General features: G+C 69.2%; 16 protein-coding genes. 11 read left to right on the top strand and 5 right to left on the bottom strand.

Annotated features, from left to right (window positions below):
• Positions 1-108 precede the first annotated feature (108 nt).
• Together JYG32_RS32450 and JYG32_RS32455 are read left to right on the top strand one after the other, a co-directional pair.
• A complete protein-coding gene (locus JYG32_RS32450; protein ID WP_213266335.1) occupies positions 109-942 on the top strand; it encodes a MoaF C-terminal domain-containing protein in 834 nt (277 codons plus the stop codon).
• Positions 939-1,748, top strand: a complete 810-nt coding sequence (locus JYG32_RS32455) for an SDR family oxidoreductase (protein ID WP_213266336.1) — start codon at positions 939-941, stop codon at positions 1,746-1,748. The genes JYG32_RS32450 and JYG32_RS32455 overlap by 4 nt, the downstream gene beginning before the upstream one ends.
• A 98-nt stretch (positions 1,749-1,846) precedes the next feature.
• Here JYG32_RS32455 and JYG32_RS32460 read toward each other — a convergent pair whose 3' ends face one another.
• Positions 1,847-2,554: a dihydrodipicolinate reductase gene (locus JYG32_RS32460; protein WP_213266337.1), complete on the bottom strand. Its 708-nt coding sequence runs from the start codon at positions 2,552-2,554 to the stop codon at positions 1,847-1,849.
• A 393-nt stretch (positions 2,555-2,947) separates the two neighbouring features.
• Here JYG32_RS32460 and JYG32_RS32465 point away from each other — a divergent pair, with 393 nt between their 5' ends.
• From JYG32_RS32465 to JYG32_RS32485, 5 genes are all read left to right on the top strand, one after another.
• Positions 2,948-3,661 (top strand): SDR family NAD(P)-dependent oxidoreductase, encoded by a 714-nt coding sequence (locus JYG32_RS32465; protein WP_213267526.1) that lies wholly within the window; start codon positions 2,948-2,950, stop codon positions 3,659-3,661.
• Between the two features lie 78 nt (positions 3,662-3,739).
• Positions 3,740-4,456, top strand: a complete 717-nt coding sequence (creB, locus tag JYG32_RS32470) for a two-component system response regulator CreB (RefSeq protein WP_213266338.1) — start codon at positions 3,740-3,742, stop codon at positions 4,454-4,456.
• Positions 4,457-4,470: 14 nt separating this feature from the next.
• Complete coding sequence (gene creC / locus JYG32_RS32475; protein ID WP_213266339.1) at positions 4,471-5,922, top strand: two-component system sensor histidine kinase CreC; 1,452 nt, start codon at positions 4,471-4,473, stop codon at positions 5,920-5,922.
• A 103-nt stretch (positions 5,923-6,025) separates the two neighbouring features.
• On the top strand, positions 6,026-7,417 hold the full coding sequence (gene creD, locus JYG32_RS32480; RefSeq protein ID WP_213266340.1) for a cell envelope integrity protein CreD: 1,392 nt from the start codon (positions 6,026-6,028) through the stop codon (positions 7,415-7,417).
• A 445-nt stretch (positions 7,418-7,862) separates the two neighbouring features.
• Entirely contained in the window at positions 7,863-8,060 is a 198-nt protein-coding gene (locus JYG32_RS32485; protein WP_174384107.1) for an oxidoreductase-like domain-containing protein, read from the top strand.
• Positions 8,061-8,136: 76 nt separating this feature from the next.
• Here JYG32_RS32485 and JYG32_RS32490 read toward each other — a convergent pair whose 3' ends face one another.
• Positions 8,137-9,597, bottom strand: a complete 1,461-nt coding sequence (locus tag JYG32_RS32490) for an MFS transporter (protein WP_213266341.1) — start codon at positions 9,595-9,597, stop codon at positions 8,137-8,139.
• Positions 9,598-9,744: 147 nt separating this feature from the next.
• Here JYG32_RS32490 and JYG32_RS32495 point away from each other — a divergent pair, with 147 nt between their 5' ends.
• From JYG32_RS32495 to JYG32_RS32505, 3 genes are read left to right on the top strand one after another with little or no spacing between them, the layout of a single operon-like run.
• On the top strand, positions 9,745-10,617 hold the full coding sequence (locus JYG32_RS32495; protein ID WP_174384102.1) for a LysR family transcriptional regulator: 873 nt from the start codon (positions 9,745-9,747) through the stop codon (positions 10,615-10,617).
• 53 nt (positions 10,618-10,670) lie between these two features.
• On the top strand, positions 10,671-10,937 hold the full coding sequence (locus JYG32_RS32500; RefSeq protein WP_174384103.1) for a hypothetical protein: 267 nt from the start codon (positions 10,671-10,673) through the stop codon (positions 10,935-10,937).
• Between the two features lie 21 nt (positions 10,938-10,958).
• Positions 10,959-11,279: a DUF7660 family protein gene (locus JYG32_RS32505; protein ID WP_213266342.1), complete on the top strand. Its 321-nt coding sequence runs from the start codon at positions 10,959-10,961 to the stop codon at positions 11,277-11,279.
• 38 nt (positions 11,280-11,317) lie between these two features.
• Here JYG32_RS32505 and JYG32_RS32510 read toward each other — a convergent pair whose 3' ends face one another.
• A complete protein-coding gene (locus tag JYG32_RS32510) occupies positions 11,318-12,220 on the bottom strand; it encodes a LysR family transcriptional regulator (protein ID WP_213266343.1) in 903 nt (300 codons plus the stop codon).
• A gap of 98 nt (positions 12,221-12,318) precedes the next feature.
• On the opposite strand from JYG32_RS32510, the gene JYG32_RS32515 reads away from it, so the two are divergent.
• The gene (locus JYG32_RS32515; RefSeq protein ID WP_213266344.1) at positions 12,319-13,299 is read left to right on the top strand and encodes an NAD-dependent epimerase/dehydratase family protein; all 981 of its coding nucleotides are present in this window, start codon (positions 12,319-12,321) and stop codon (positions 13,297-13,299) included.
• A gap of 97 nt (positions 13,300-13,396) precedes the next feature.
• On the opposite strand, the gene JYG32_RS32520 is transcribed toward JYG32_RS32515, so the two are convergent.
• Positions 13,397-14,098, bottom strand: coding sequence for a DUF2848 domain-containing protein (locus JYG32_RS32520; RefSeq protein ID WP_213266345.1), 702 nt, complete (start codon positions 14,096-14,098; stop codon positions 13,397-13,399).
• A 49-nt stretch (positions 14,099-14,147) separates the two neighbouring features.
• On the bottom strand, positions 14,148-15,467 hold the full coding sequence (locus JYG32_RS32525) for an MFS transporter (RefSeq protein ID WP_213266346.1): 1,320 nt from the start codon (positions 15,465-15,467) through the stop codon (positions 14,148-14,150).
• Positions 15,468-15,476: the final 9 nt, after the last annotated feature.

Here is a 15,476-nt window from a genome sequence, read left to right on the forward strand (position 1 = left end):
CGCCCTTCATCCTTTTGGCCGATACCGCGCGGCGCGCGCAGCCCGCACCATGTGCACGTCAGCAGCGTACACGGCCCGCCGGGCCTGAAGCTGCGCGGGAGACGGCAGGTGGAACGACAGGATCCGGTATTCATTCAGGTTGGCGCGCTCGCGGACGGCTTCGCGCCGGAAGCGAACATCCTCGCGCCCGTCGACGCGCTCGCCGGGCGTACGCTGGCGCTTGGCGATGCATCGGGCGCGTGGCGCGTCTATACGTTCGAGCCGGGTGCGCTGCAGTGGCGCGATGCGGCGACCGACACGGGCGGCCGCGAGCCGTGCCGCGTAACGCGGCTGCGCGACGGGCTGTACTTCGTCGACCATATCGACACGGCCGCCCGCGCGACGTCGGTCAGTCTCGTGATCGATCTCGACCACGGCGTATGGACGTCTGTCGTCGGCGCGCTGCCGACCGAAGCCGACACGCGCATCGACGCGTTCACGCGCGTCGCGCGCGGGCTGCCACTGACGGCCGTCGACGCGACGTTCCGGCACGGCACGCTCGGTGGTCACGCACAGCCGGGGCCGCTGCACGGGCCGACGCGCGAACTGATCGGCAAGCGGACGATGTATCGCTACAGCCCGACCGAATGCTACGAGCACATCTACCTGAACGAGAACTTCTACGCGTGGCAGTGCCTGCAGGGCGTCGAAGGCGGGCTGGCCGACGTCGACCGCTGCCATTACTTCAGGATCGCCGACGAACTGTATCTGTTCGTGTGGCGCGAAAAGGTGGTGCCGACGCTCGGCGTCGTGCTGATCGACCTCGCGCAGCGCAAGACCGACGGCAAGATCTTCGGTTACCAGGGTGGCGATTTCGGCACGCTGTCGAATTTCCCGATCGGCGCCCATGCGCAGGTGCTGAACGAAACCGTGCATCCGCTCGGCGGCGAGGCGCAGCGATGAATGCCGTGCCGGGCAGCGGCCGCCTGCGTGCGGATTTCAGCGGGCGCGTCGTGCTCGTCACGGGCGCCGCGCAAGGGATCGGCGCGGCGATCGCGCGCCGTTTCGCGGAATCCGACGCGTTCGTCGCGCTCGCCGACCTGAACGGCGAGGCCGCCGCCGCGCAGGCCGATGCGCTTGCCGGTGCGGGCGGCGATGCGCGCGCGTATCGGGTGGATGCCGCCAGCCGCGACGAACTGCGCGCGCTGGTCGCGGCGGTCGAGCGCGACGGCGGCCGGCTCGATGTCGTCGTCCACAACGCCGCGTATTTTCCGCTGACGCCGTTTGCGCAGATCGACGAACCGATGCTCGAGCGAACGCTGTCGGTCAACCTGTCGGCGCTGTTCTGGCTCGCGCAGGCCGCGTTGCCGGCATTCGAGCGCGCGGGGGCGGGCCGGCTGCTCGTCACGTCGTCGGTGACGGGGCCGCGCGTCGTCTATCCGGGGCTCGCGCATTACGCGGCGTCGAAGGCCGGCGTGAACGGCTTCATTCGCGCGGCGGCGCTGGAGCTCGCGCGCCGCAACGTGACGGTCAACGGTGTCGAGCCGGGGATGATTCGCACGCCGGCGGCCGACAATCTCGGCGACGCGTCGGTCGCGGCGCAGATTGCGCGCGATATTCCGCTCGCGCGGATGGGCGAGCCGGAGGACATCGCGAACGCGATGCTGTTTCTCGCATCGGCCGACGCTGCGTACATCACGGGGCAGACGATCGTCGTCGATGGCGGCGCGACCTTGCCGGAGAGCGGCGCGGTGCTGGGAGACGCGTAACGTCGGCGTCGAACCGGCGTCAGATGTGGCCGCGGCGCGATCGCGGCCGGCAGGTTCCCGCGGCGGCGCTGTCGCCGGCCCGCCGCAGATCGCCGCGACTACAGCCAGCCGTTGCGGATGAACTCGACGATCGAATAGCGGCGGTGCTCGAGATCGTGCTGCCGGACGGCCTCGACGATGCGCGACACGCCATCCGCGTAGGGTGTCGCACCGTACACGCGCGATTCGAACTGCAGGCTGCACGCACCGTCGTCGATGCGTATCCGGTGAACCGCATGGCGGCCGAGCTGATCGTCGGGGATCGCGAATTCGCTGCGCTGTAGGTCCGGATCGCGTACGGAGCGGATCTCCTCCGGCCGCAGGCCGAGCGACTGGCCGATGCCGACGGCCGTGCCGGGGACGGACGTCTTGCCTGCCTGATGCGACTCCGTCAGGCTGATCTCGCAGTCGCGAAACAGGTAGCCGCTGGTTTCCAGCATGCTCATGAACTTGAGCATCAGGATGTTCGTGTTCGGACACAGCACGACCGGAAAGTCGTGCGATCCGGTTTCGAGGTCGGAGCCGGTAGACAGTTCGACGAGCGGCGACGCGGTGGCCTCGCAGAACGCGACTACGGCGGGGAGTTCGCGGCCGGAACCGGCATGCACGACGATCGATCGGGCGTCGCTACGTCGGGCGTCGCTACGCCGCGCATCGGTTCGCGCACTGTCCGACCACGACATCACGCGACAGGTTGCCGGGTCGAGCTTGTGCGCGCCGAGCAGCTCATTGGCCAGCTTGCCGGTTCCAACGACGAGTACTTGCATGGGATTGACGGGTTGAGGTTCAGGATTCGATACGGGATCGGCGAGGGCGTCGGGTAGTCCGGCCCGGTCGCGGCGCGCCACGCCGAACCGGCCTCGCGCATTATGCCCGGCCGCCCGCATGCGTGCGTGCCGGGTCTCGCCCGCGACGTCGCGACGGCCGGCGACGTGTGGACCGCGATCCGCTTCGCGACGCTGCCGCCGGGCTGGCGTCCGGGCAACCTGGGCGAAACGACGGAGGAACTGCGTCGCCGCAGCCTCGTTGCGGCGTCGCGCGCACGCTGGCGTGAACGGCGCTACGCTGTCGAATTGCCGGCTGCGCACGTCCGTGCCGCGGCCGGCACGACCCCTGCATCACGCATCAACCACCCATCTTCGACCCAGGAGAGCACATCGATGGAACACGACCTGAAAGGCAAGGCAGTCGCGATCACCGGCGGATTCGGTCATCTGGGCGTCGCGACGGCCGCGTGGCTGGGCGAGCGCGGCGCACGCGTCGCGCTGATCGGCCGCGGCGCGGCCCCGGCTGCGCAGGCGCTGCCCGGCGTGCCGGTCGACGCGCTGCGCATCGGCGGCATCGACCTCGTCGACCCTCAGGCTGCCGCACGCGGGCTCGAATCGGTACACCGCGAATTCGGCCGGGTCGATGCGCTGCTGAACATCGCCGGCGCATTCGTGTGGCAGAAGATCGCCGACGGCGACGCCGCCACGTGGGACCGCATGTACGAACTGAACGTGAAGACCGCGCTGAACGCATCGAAGGCCGCGCTGCCGTACCTGCTCGCGAGCCCGGCCGGCCGCGTCGTCAACATCGGTGCGGGCGCGGCGTTCAAGGCCGGCGCGGGCATGGGCGCTTATGCGGCCGCGAAGGCCGGCGTCGCGCGGCTCACCGAGGCGCTGGCGGCCGAACTGCTCGACCGCGGCGTGACGGTGAACGCGCTCCTGCCGAGCATCATCGATACGCCGCCGAACCGCGCCGACATGCCCGACGCGGATTTCACGCGCTGGGTCCGGCCGGAACAGATCGCGGCGACGATCGGGTTCCTGCTGTCGGCCGACGCGCAGGCGATCACCGGCGCGTCGATTCCGGTGAACGGCCGCGTGGCGTAGCGCGCCCGGTCGGGGCTCGCCGCGTCGCGGCCGTGCGTACAATGTCGCACCGGAAACGCGCGAGCCCAGCCTGAGACCATGAATCAGCCCAATATCCTGATCGTCGAAGATGAAATGGCGATCGCGGACACGATCGTCTACGCCCTCGGCACGGACGGCATGCAGACCGTCCACTGCACGCTCGGGCAGGCGGCGCTCGACCATCTGCGCGACACGCGCTTCGACCTGGTCGTGCTCGATGTCGGCCTGCCGGACCTCAGCGGCTTCGAAGTGTGCCGGCGGCTGCGCACGTTCACGGACGTGCCGGTGATCTTCCTGACCGCGCGGCACGACGAAATCGACCGGATCGTCGGGCTCGAAATCGGCGCCGACGATTACGTGGTCAAGCCGTTTTCGCCGCGCGAGCTGGCCGCGCGGGTGCGCGTGATCCTGCGGCGCTTCTACCGGACGGCCACACCGCAACCCGCGCCCGCGCCCGCGCCGGCAGCGGTGCAGGCCGAGACGACCGCGCCGGGCTTCGTGCTCGACACCGACGGCGCGCGCGTGTCGTGGCTCGGCCACGCGCTGGACCTCACGCGCTACGAATTCGGCCTGCTGGCGCTGCTGGTCCGGCATCCGGGGCGGATCTATTCGCGCGAGCAACTGATGGACCTCGTGTGGCACGAGGCGCTCGATTCGGCCGACCGCACGGTCGACACGCACATCAAGACGCTGCGTGCGAAGCTGCGCGCGATCGATCCCGAGCGCGACCCGATCCGCACGCATCGCGGGATGGGTTATTCGCTGCAACCGTAACGACCGGCACCGCCATGCATATCGGCCTGCGCATCTTCTTCGGTTTTTTCCTGATCGTCGGTCTCGCCGCGCTGATCACGTTGCGCGTGTTCGTGCAGGAGGTGAAGCCCGGCGTGCGCGAGGCGATGGAAGACACCCTCGTCGATACCGCGCAGGTGCTCGCGACGCTGGCCGCCGACGACATGGCGAACGGGCATATCGCCGACGGCGCCTTCGCGCGGCAGCTCGAAAAACTGCACGAGAGCCCGGTCAGCGCGAACGTGTGGGGCATGCACAAGAACACGATCAGCTACCGCATCTACATCACCGACGCGCACGGCATCGTGCGCTACGACTCGGCCGGCGGCGCGGTCGGGCAGGACTATTCGCGCTGGAACGACGTCTACCGGACGCTGCGCGGCGAATACGGCGCACGCAGCACGCGCGCCGATCCGAACGACGACAACAGCACGGTGATGCACGTCGCGGCGCCGATCCGGCGCGGGAACGAAATCATCGGCGTGCTGACGATCGCGAAGCCGAACCAGACCGTTGCACCGTTCATCGCGCGCAGTCAGCGCAAGATCATGCTGTACGGCGCATTGCTGATGGGCGGTGCGATCCTGATCGGCGCCGCCTGCACATGGTGGCTGGTGCTCGGGCTGCGGCGCCTGCAGCGCTATGCGCGCGCGATCGCGGCGGGCGAGCGCGCGGCGATGCCGCTGCAGGGCGCGAACGAACTGGCCGAGCTCGGCCGCGCGGTGGAAAGCATGCACCAGCGGCTGGAAGACCGGCAGTACGTCGAAACCTACATCCACACGCTCACGCACGAGATGAAAAGCCCGCTGGCCGCGATCAGCGGCGCGGCCGAACTGCTGCAGGAAGACATGCCGGTCGCGAACCGCCGGCGCTTCACCGAGAACATCCGCCGTCAGGCCGGCCGCCTCGAACAGATGATCCGCAAGCTGCTCGCGCTGGCCGAAGTCGAGCAGAAGCAGCGCCTGTCGGTGCACGAACCGGTCGCGCTGCTGCCGGTGCTCGAACAGCTCGTCGAGGATATCGAGCCGCGTGCGCGCCAGCGCGGCGTGAGCCTGCGGATCGATGCGAGCGATGCGGCCGATCCGGCAATAGTCGAAGGCGATCCGTTCCTGCTGCGCCAGGCGCTCGGCAATCTGCTCGACAACGCGCTGGATTTCGCGCCGCAGGGCAGCACGATCCGGATCGCGCTCGAACGGCAGCCGGCGGGCAGGGCGCATGTCGCGGTCGTGCGCGTCGCCGACGACGGCCCGGGCGTGCCCGACTACGCGCTGTCGCGCGTGTTCGAACGCTTCTATTCGCTGCCGCGCCCCGACGGGCAGGATCGCAGCACGGGCCTCGGGCTGTGTTTCGTCCGCGAAGTCGCGATGCTGCATCGCGGCCAGGTCGCGCTCGCGAACCGCGACGAAGGCGGCGCGTGCGCGACGCTCACGCTGCCGTTGCCGGGCTGAGCGCCCTTCACGTTCGCCACACATTCGCTTCACACCGGCTTCAATCGGCCCTCACCGGGCCCGCTCATGCTGATCGTATCTTCCACTCCGATACCCGTCAGCAATGAATCGAGTCCTGTTGTTCAAGTCCGTGATCACCGCGTTTCTCGCGCTGTCGATCCTGATCCCGCTGCACATGGTCCAAAGCATCGTGCAGGAACGCGCCGAGTATCGCGCGAGCGCATTGCAGAGCATCTGGGCGAGCTACGCGGGGCCGCAGACGGTGACGGGGCCGGTGCTCGTCGTGCATTACACGGAAGTCACGCGCGTGCATGACGACACGCGGGCCGGCGGCGCGGCGAAAACGAGCCTGAAAAGCGAGACGAAACGCCTACTCGTGTTTCCGAAGACGCTGAAGGTCGACGGCACGCTCAAGGTCGAGGTGCGCTATCGCGGCATCCACAAGGCGCTCGTGTACGGGCTGGACAGCCGGTTGACCGGTACGCTGGCGCTGCCGGACCTGAAGAAGCTGCCGCAGGCCGACGGCCACGTGAGCTTCGCGGTCGACAGCGCGTATGTCGCGATCGGCATCGGCGATATTCGCGGGCTGAAAGCGCAGCCCGACCTGCGCGTCGGCGGCAAGCAGTTCGACGTCGAGCAGGGCACGCGGCTGGACAGCCTGCGCCAGGGCGTGCACGCGAATATCGACCTCGCGGCGCTGGCGGACGCAAACGCGGGGGCCGTCGTGCCGTTCAGCGTCGACCTGCCGCTGGCGGGCGCGGAATCGGTCGCGTTCGCCCCGGTGGCCGACCAGAACGATTTCTCGCTGACGTCGACGTGGCCGCATCCGAGCTTCGGCGGCGCGTTCCTGCCAGGCGAGCGCACGATCGATGCGCACGGGTTCACCAGCAACTGGCACGTGACGTCGTTCAACACGAAGGCGCGCGAGCAGGTCGCGACCGGCAACGGGGAAGGCGCGATCGAGATGGCGTCGGTGTCGGTGATCGAACCCGTGAACGTCTATCTGCAGGCCGAACGCGCGACGAAGTACGGCGCGCTGTTCGTGATGCTCACGTTCGCGAGCTTCTTCATGTACGAACTCGTGAAGCGGCTGCGCATTCACCCGATCCAGTACCTGCTGGTCGGCCTGTCGCTCGCGCTGTTCTTCCTGCTGCTGCTGAGCCTGTCCGAGCACATCGCGTTCGGTCATGCGTATCTCGCGGCGAGCGGCGCATGCATCGGGCTGCTCGGCTTCTACCTGTCGTTCGTGCTGCACAGCGTGAAGCGCGGCGCGACGTTCGCGGCGCTGCTCGCGATGCTGTACGCGGCGCTCTACGGGCTGCTGCTGTCGGAGGACAACGCGCTGATGCTCGGTTCGCTGCTGCTGTTCGCGATCCTCGCCGGCATCATGACGCTCACGCGCCGCATCGACTGGTATGCGCTCGGCGCCGCGTGGCAGCCGCTGGCCGACAAGTCGGGCGCGGGTGCCGTGAAGCCGGACGCGCCGGCGAAGTAAGCGCGGGTTTCGCGTGCGCTGCCGGCCGGGTGTGCCCCGGCCGGCGCGCAATGCCGCGCGGGACGGCCGCGATTCACGCGCGGCCCGCTTCGTCGACAACCGCGCCATTATGGATGAACGCGTGGCGACGCATGATCGCCGCGCCGCGACCACGACGGCATCGCATGGACGATATCCCGGGGGCATCCGGGATCTCGCGGCGCTCGACCGGCTCGGCTTCATCTTCCGCGATTCGCGACGGTTTGCGTCGGTCGTCTGGACGAGAGCCGCGCCGCACTCGTCGACGTGATCGCCGAGGTCGATGCATGGACGAACGATGTCCGGATTCGCCACGATCAGGTGACGATACCGGGGATGTGACGCGGCACCGGTCGGGCGGCGCTGCCGGCAGGCCGGGCGGCATCCACTTATACTGGTGGACGTTCCTCGTCATTCGATCTTCGCCGTGCCCACGCCTGCCCCCACCGATCCGTCCGCGGACGATCCCCGTCCGACCCCGCCCGAGCAACCTGAACTGGAAGACTGCTGCAACAGCGGCTGCTCGCCGTGCGTCTTCGACCTGTACGACGAAGCGTTGGCGCGCTATCGCATCGAGCTGGCCGAGTGGGAAGCGCGGCAGGTGCAACGCAAACAACACCGATGAGCCGGATGCCGGCAAGCGGCCGCGCCTTCACGATGCCTGCTTCGGGTCCTGCCGGCGGCGTGATCTCCGTCCCGCGTCACGCGCCCACGTGCAGCCGCCGATGCAGCGGCCCGAGCGCCGTCGACAATGCGATGCACGCAAGCAATACGACCGTCAGCGTGAACATCGACGCCCGGAACCCCTGCACGTAATCGACCGCGGCCGGATGCACGCCGAGCCGCGCGAAGAACACGCCGCCGATCGTCGCGGCGCCGACGGCCGCGCCGATCTGCAGCATCGCGCTGACCATCCCTGACGCGACGCCCGCGCGTGCCGTATCGACTTCCGCGAGCACGATCCGCACGACCGACGGCAGCACGAGCCCTTGCCCGATGCCGATCGCCGCGATGCCCGCGTAGAATGCGGGCCCCGGCGCGCCTGCGCGGGCAAGCGCGGCGGCGGTCGCGACGCCGGCCGCGAGCATGACGTAGCCGAGCGTCAGCACGCGATAACCGCCGAACCGGCCGACGAGGCGCGGCATCAGCAGCGGGCTCGCGAGGAAGCCGAGCCCGAGCGGCAGGATCGCGAACCCGGACGCGAGCGGCGACCAGTTCAGGCAGCCCTGCAGATAGATCCCGTAGCTCAGGAAAAACGCGCTCAGCATGTAGAACAGGAACGCGAGCATCAGCCCGAGCGCGACGACCGGGTTGCGGAACAGGCGCACGTCGAGCAGCGGATCGCGGCCGCCGGCGAGCCTGCGCGCTTCGACTGCCAGCAGCGCGCCGAGCATCGGCAGCGCGCCGACGAGGCACGCGATCATCCACAGCGGCCAGCCGGCCTCGCGGCCGTGCGTGAGCGGGTACACGAGCATCAGCAGGAACAGCGACATCAGCACCGTGCCCGGCACGTCGATGCGCTGGCCGCGCGGCGGCCGGTTTTCCGGGATGAAGCGCCAGCTTCCGATCAGCGCGAGGATGCCGATCGGCAGATTGACGAGGAAGATCGCGCGCCAGCCCAGCCCGAACGGATGCAGGCTGATCAGCGCGCCGCCGCCGAGCTGGCCGATCACGGCCGCGAGGCCGAACGCGAAACCGTAGAAGCCCATCACGCGCACCTGTTCCTGCGGGCTGAACACGCTGCGGATCGTCGCGAGCACCTGCGGCGCGAGGATCGCCGCGAACAGGCCCTGCAGCACGCGGCCGCCGACGAGCACCGTGCCGCTGCCGGCGAGCCCGCACAGCGTCGACGCGAGCACGAAGCCGGCCATGCCCAGCATGAACATGCGCTTGCGGCCGTACAGGTCGCCCAGGCGGCCGCCCGTGATCTGCACGACCGCGCTCGCGCACGCATAGGCCGACACGACGAGCTGGAGCTCGGCCGGGCGCGCGCCGATGCCGTCGCGGATGGCCGGTAGCGCGAGATTCACGATGAAGTAGTCGAGCGGCGGCAGAATGGCGCCGACCAGCAGGACCACGAGCGCCCAGCCGTGATGGCTGCGCGGCGTCGCCGCGGCAGCCGCGCCGGCCGGCACGCAGGGGGCAAGGGTGTGGTTCGTCATGAACGAAGGATCCGAAAAGAATGAGGGCCGTATGCGCGAGCGGCGCAGGCCGGCCATTGACCCCGTATTCTGGGTGCGCCCCATGATTCGGAAAAGCGGGAAAGAGCGGTAGAATCCATCGGGTTAATCGATGGATGGAGAACGGCGATGCGCGGTTTCGACCTGGACCAGTTGCGCACTTTCGCGGCGGTCGCGGACGCCGGCAGCCTGACGGCCGCGGCGCCGCTGCTGCACCTGTCGCAGTCGACGGTCAGCGAGCAGGTGCGCAAGCTCGAATCGCGCGCCGGCGTGCCGCTGTTCGTGCGCAGCAAACGCGGCGTCGAGCCGACGCCGGCGGGCACGCGGCTGCTGCAGCACGCCCGGCGCATCGTCGCGCTGAACGAGGCCGCGTTCGACGAGCTGCGCGGGCAGGCGATCAAGGGCGAGCTGCGCGTCGCGATCACCGACTACTACCGGACGAATGAAGTTGCGGGCATGCTGGCGCGGCTCCGGGAGTGCTATCCGCAGTTGAGCCTGCACGTGAGCGCGATGAAGAGTGCGGACATCGAGGCGGCGCACGCGAGGGGGCAGATCGATCTCGGCGTCGTGATGAACCTGTCGAGCGGGCCGTTCCGGCCGGCATCGGCCGATACGCGCTGGGTGTTGCGGCGCGAGCCGCTGTCGTGGGTCGCGTCGCCGGCGCTGGCCGAGCAATTGCCCGAGCCGCTGCCGCTCGTGCTGTTGCCGGACGACTGCATGATGCATCAGATCGCGGTGCGCTCGCTTGACGAGCAGCACACGCCGTACGTGCTCGTGCACAGTGCGTCGGGCGTCGCGGGGCTGCAGTCGATGCTCGCGGCGGGGCTCGGTGTCGGCTGCCTGTGCGCGTCGGCGATCGGCGACGGCATGATGCGGCTCGGTGCGAAATACCGGCTGCCGGCGCTGCCCGATGCGGTGTTTTCGCTGACGCCGCCGATGCCGGGCGAACGCGAGACCGTCACGCAGGCGCGGGAGGTGCTGTCGCGGCAGTTGCTGATGTGAGTCAGGCGTGGTCGTGAGATGCGACGACACGCATTCGACGGGAGGTTGTGCCGATGAAAATAGCGAGAGATTTCGGGATTGTCGTGCGGCGGGCGGCGCTGGCCGAGAAAGGTGTCGACCTCTCGACAATCCTGCTCGAATTCAATTTCACCCACTGCTTCGACGAATCGGAACGGTTGGTGTCGCTCGGCCCGTTCTTTGGCGGCGATGCAGCCGACGATTGCATGCGATCGCTCGAGGGACTGGGCCTGACCTACTTCGACGATTTCTTTATCGTCGAGGAGAACTATCCCGGGTGGTGTGCGCTGGAAGCTTTCTGAACGGAGAGCGGGGGCCTACGCATGAACGACGAACTGAAAAACCAGATGGCCGAAAGGCTGCAGGACGCGCTGGAGCGCGTGGTCGACGAGCGCTCGCTGATCCATTTCCTGCGCGTGCTCGGCCATGACTGGAACAAGGAGCGGCAGCTCGAGGCCGACCTGCCGCCGTCGCCTTACGCGCGTGCCGCGCTCGGCTGGGAAAACCGCTCGATCGGCGAGTACCTGGAGGCGATGGTCGACTGGGCCGAAGCGTCGGAGGAAGGGCTGCGCTTCTACGACGTGCCGGACAATCCGTGGCGGCGCATGGCCGACATCCTGTTCGCCGGGAAAATCTACGAGTAGTACCGTCCGGGCGATTCGCGCATGCCGCTTCGAGCCGTCTACTCGGCGGCTTCTCCGTCGACGTAGGCCCGCAGCCCGTCCGCCAGCGCATCGAACACGGCCCGGCAGCGCGGGCTCGTCCGCAGGTCCTCGTGCATCACGACCCAGGTTTCCAGCTTCATTGCGGGCCCGTCCGGCAACACGCGCACGAGCCGCGTGTCGCGTTTCGCGAGCCCCGTCTGGCAGAAGCCGACACCGTAGCCGGCGCGGATCATCGCGAGTTGCGCGAGGTTGCTGTCGGTGCGCAGCGCGAACGCGTCGCGCTTCCACAGCGGCATTCCGCGCCCCGCCGAGCGGATGAACGGCGTGATGGTATCGAAGCCGATCAGCGCGTGATGCGCGAGTTCGTCGATCGTCGCGGGCGCACCGTTGCGCGCCAAGTAGTCGTCGCGCGCATACATCCCGACTTCGATCGCGCCGACGCGCCGCGCGACGAGCGCGTCCTGCGCGGGCGGCGCCATCCGCACCGCGATGTCGGCTTCGCGGTTCAGCACGTCCTGGATACGGTCGGTCGGCACGAGTTCGATGACGAGCCCCGGATGGTCGCGCCGCAATTGCGCGAGCATGGGCGGCAGCACCTCGACGGCGATCACGTCGCTGGCTGAAATCCGCACGGTGCCGCGCACGCCGGCGCCGTGGCTCGCGGCCGCGCGCTCGAACGCGGCCGCCGCGCTGCGCAGCGCCTCCGCATGGCCGCGCAGCGCGAGTGCCGCCTCGGTCGGCAGCAGGCCCGTCGGCGAGCGCGTGAACAGCGTCTGGCCGAAGGCGGCTTCGAGCGCCGCGACGTGGCGGCCGGCCGTCGGCTGCGTAATGCCGAGCGCGCGAGCCGCGCCGGACAGCGAGCCTTCCGTCAGCACGGCGAGAAAGGTGCGGTAGCGTTCCCAGTTCAGATCGGTGGCCATGCATAAATGTATAGCCGATCGACCAGGTTAAGCAATTCCTTGTTAGCCGTCCGTGCGCCAGAATGCCTCTCACGACGGTTCATTCAAGGAGAGCGGCAATGGCGACGAACGCAGGCGGGACGCAACGACAGGCACTTGTGCTCGGCGCGAGCGGCGGGATCGGCGGGGAAGTCGCGCGGCAGTTGCGCGATGCCGGCTGGCAGGTGCGCGCGCTCAAGCGCGGGCTCGATACCGATGTCGTGGAGCGCGACGGGATGACGTGGATGCGCGGCGACGCGCTGGATCGCGACGCGGTGGTGCGGGCCGCGCGTGGCTGCAGCGTGATCGTGCACGCGGTGAACCCGCCCGGCTACCGGAACTGGCCGACGCAGGTGCTGCCGATGATCGACAACACGATCGCGGCGGCGACGGTGGCGCAGGCGACCGTCGTGCTGCCCGGCACGGTCTACAACTACGGCGCCGACGCGTTTCCGGTGCTGCGCGAAGACGCGCCGCAGCATCCGGCGACCCGCAAGGGCGCGATCCGCGTCGAACTGGAGCGGCGGCTGCAGGAGGCGACCGCGCAGGGCGTCCGGACGATCATCGTGCGCGCGGGCGATTTCTTCGGGGTGCGTGCCGGCAACAACTGGTTTGCGCAGGGGCTGATCAAGCCGGGGCGGCCCGTCTCGACCATCAGCGTGCCGGGGCGGCCGGGCGTCGGCCATCAGTGGGCGTATCTGCCGGACGTCGCGCGCACGATGGTCGAGCTGATCGAGCGGCGCGACACGCTGGAGCCGTTTGCGCGTTTCCATCTCGGCGGGCATTGGGACGCGGACGGCACGCAGATGGCCGAGGCCATCAGTCGCGTCGCGCAGCGGCACGGAATGCGGCCTGCAGTGCGCAAATTCCCGTGGTGGCTCGTGTGGGCCGCTGCGCCGTTCGTCACGACGCTGCGCGAGATGCTGGAGATGCGCTACCTGTGGCGCGAGCCGCTCAGGATGGACAACGCGCGGGTGACGGCAGTGCTCGGCCGCGAGCCGTTGACGCCGCTCGATACGGCGGTGGAGGCGACGCTGGCGGGGCTGGGGTGTCTGCGGTGAACGGCGGCACCGGATGCGGAGGCGAACGGAACGTGCCGGCATGAAAGCATGCGTGCACGCCTTTCACTCCGGCATCCGTCAGGCCCGCCGTCCCCCGTCACGCGACAACCGGCAACACCTCGACCGCATACCGGTGCCGAAGGCTGCGCCCGAGCACCGGGTCGTGCAGTTCCATCTCGAACGCGTCGCCGTCGCCCATCGCCGCGATCGCGCCATGCACGGCGACGGTACCGCCATACATCGCGCAGCGTGCGGGCATCGTGCGGCAGGCGTCGAAGCGCTGCCACAGCGCGTCCGGCGCGAGCAGGCCGCTGGCCGCGCCGTGCTGGTACGCAATCCGTTCGCCGCCGCGCGTGATCAACCACGAACGCATCTCGATCGCATCCCAGTGATCGGCGACGTCCGCATATCGCCACGCATCGCGCCCGAGCGGTTTCGCACACACCTGCTTCGACACCGCGACGCCGTACGCCTCGACTTCGCGATCCGTATGATCGGAGCCGACCGCGAGCAGCGTGCCGGCCGGGCTGTCGACCAGCACGCATTCGATCTCGCCGCCCGAGCGTGCGCCGAGCACGCCGATCGACGGCGCCTGCGTAAGCAGCGCGGACGACACGCGATAGAAGCACGGCGTGGTAGACGGCGGCGCGACGCCGAGCGCCGCGAGTTCGTCGATATGCGCGCGGATCGCTGCCGGATCGCGGCCGGCCCAGCCGGCGATCACGACGCGCTCGATCTCGACGTCGACGGCGGCCGGTGCGCGTTGCAGGGAAATCACGTTGAACGACAGGGCTTGCATGCGGATATCCGTTTGAATTGCGAAGGAATGAATCGGCTTGCGGCGACGCTCAATCCGCGAGCGGCCGATGCGCGGTCTCGCGCGCGGCGAGGAGCGCGATCGAGGTGACGACGAGCGCTGCGGTGACGTACAGCGACACGGCCGTCGTCGTGCCGGTCTGCCGGAACAGCGCGGCGATCACGAGCGGCGCGAAGCCGCCGCCGACGATGCCGGCGAGCGTGTACGCGAGCGACGAGCCCGCATAGCGCACGCGCGTCGGGAACTGTTCGGTCACGAACGCGCCCTGCGGGCCGTACATCACCGCATGGATCACGAGGCCGATCGCGACGGCCGCGACGATCGCGCCGGGGCGCGCCGAATCGAGCATCACGAAGAACACGAACGCCCACACGACACCGGCGATCGCGCCGGCGAGATAGACGGGCCGGCGGCCGAAACGATCCGACAGCGCGCCGAAGAACGGTACCGCGAGCGCGTTGCAGGCCGTGCCGACCATCACGGCCGTCAGCGCGACGGGGCGCGACAGGTGCAGCACGTTCGTCACGTAGGTCAGCGTGAACACGACGATCAGCGCATACAGCACGTCCGAGCCGATCCGCGCGCCGCCCGCGATCAACAGGCGCCGCCAGTGGTACTTCAGCACGTCGGCGACGGGCACCTCGGCGGTCGCGTGCGATTCGGCGAGCTGCTCGAACTGCGGCGTTTCGTCGACGCCGCGCCGCAGCCAGAAGCCGAACACGACGAGCAGCGCGCTGGCCGCGAACGGCACGCGCCAGCCCCACGACAGGAAATTCGCGGACGTGGTCGACAGCGTCACGAGCGCGATGCAGCCGGTGCCGAGCAGCGTGCCGAACGACGGGCCCATCTGCGTCCACGACGCGGACAGCCCGCGCCGGTTCTGGTCGCCATGCTCGACCGACAGCAGCACCGCGCCGGCCCATTCGCCGCCGAGCGCGACGCCCTGCACGAAGCGCAGCGCGACGAGCAGGATCGGGCTCAGGATGCCGGCCTGCGCATAGGTCGGCAGCGCGCCCATCAGCGCGGTCGTCACGCCCATCAGCACGAGCGTGAGCATCAGCACCGCGCGGCGGCCGATGCGGTCGCCGAGATTGCCGAACACGAAGCCGCCGAGCGGGCGCGACACGTAGCCGACCGCATAGGTCGAGAACGCGAGGATCGTGCCGGCCAGCGGATCGACCGACGGGAAGAACAGGTGGTTGAAGACGAGCGCGGCGAGCGTGTTGTAGATCGTGAAGTCGTACCACTCGAGCGACGTGCCGATCATGCTCGCGGTCGCGAGTCGGCTGTTGCGGACGCGGCGGGGCGCGTGGGCGGCGGGCTGGGCGAGAGTGCTCATGGTATCGGGCATGTCGTGACG

The sequence above is a fragment of the Burkholderia pyrrocinia genome (assembly GCF_018417535.1).
GTDB classification, from domain to species: Bacteria; Pseudomonadota; Gammaproteobacteria; order Burkholderiales; family Burkholderiaceae; genus Burkholderia; species Burkholderia pyrrocinia_E.

Excerpts from the sequence above, each read along its gene's own strand:
- JYG32_RS32515 (WP_213266344.1), top strand. The coding sequence starts at position 12,319 with ATGGCGACGAACGCAGGCGGGACGCAACGACAGGCACTTGTGCTCGGC.
- JYG32_RS32455 (WP_213266336.1), top strand. The coding sequence starts at position 939 with ATGAATGCCGTGCCGGGCAGCGGCCGCCTGCGTGCGGATTTCAGCGGG.
- JYG32_RS32505 (WP_213266342.1), top strand. The coding sequence starts at position 10,959 with ATGAACGACGAACTGAAAAACCAGATGGCCGAAAGGCTGCAGGACGCG.
- JYG32_RS32465 (WP_213267526.1), top strand. The coding sequence starts at position 2,948 with ATGGAACACGACCTGAAAGGCAAGGCAGTCGCGATCACCGGCGGATTC.
- JYG32_RS32500 (WP_174384103.1), top strand. The coding sequence starts at position 10,671 with ATGAAAATAGCGAGAGATTTCGGGATTGTCGTGCGGCGGGCGGCGCTG.
- creD (WP_213266340.1), top strand. The coding sequence starts at position 6,026 with ATGAATCGAGTCCTGTTGTTCAAGTCCGTGATCACCGCGTTTCTCGCG.
- JYG32_RS32495 (WP_174384102.1), top strand. The coding sequence starts at position 9,745 with ATGCGCGGTTTCGACCTGGACCAGTTGCGCACTTTCGCGGCGGTCGCG.
- creB (WP_213266338.1), top strand. The coding sequence starts at position 3,740 with ATGAATCAGCCCAATATCCTGATCGTCGAAGATGAAATGGCGATCGCG.
- JYG32_RS32460 (WP_213266337.1), bottom strand. The coding sequence starts at position 2,554 with ATGCAAGTACTCGTCGTTGGAACCGGCAAGCTGGCCAATGAGCTGCTC.
- creC (WP_213266339.1), top strand. The coding sequence starts at position 4,471 with ATGCATATCGGCCTGCGCATCTTCTTCGGTTTTTTCCTGATCGTCGGT.
- JYG32_RS32520 (WP_213266345.1), bottom strand. The coding sequence starts at position 14,098 with ATGCAAGCCCTGTCGTTCAACGTGATTTCCCTGCAACGCGCACCGGCC.
- JYG32_RS32525 (WP_213266346.1), bottom strand. The coding sequence starts at position 15,467 with ATGCCCGATACCATGAGCACTCTCGCCCAGCCCGCCGCCCACGCGCCC.
- JYG32_RS32490 (WP_213266341.1), bottom strand. The coding sequence starts at position 9,597 with ATGACGAACCACACCCTTGCCCCCTGCGTGCCGGCCGGCGCGGCTGCC.
- JYG32_RS32510 (WP_213266343.1), bottom strand. The coding sequence starts at position 12,220 with ATGGCCACCGATCTGAACTGGGAACGCTACCGCACCTTTCTCGCCGTG.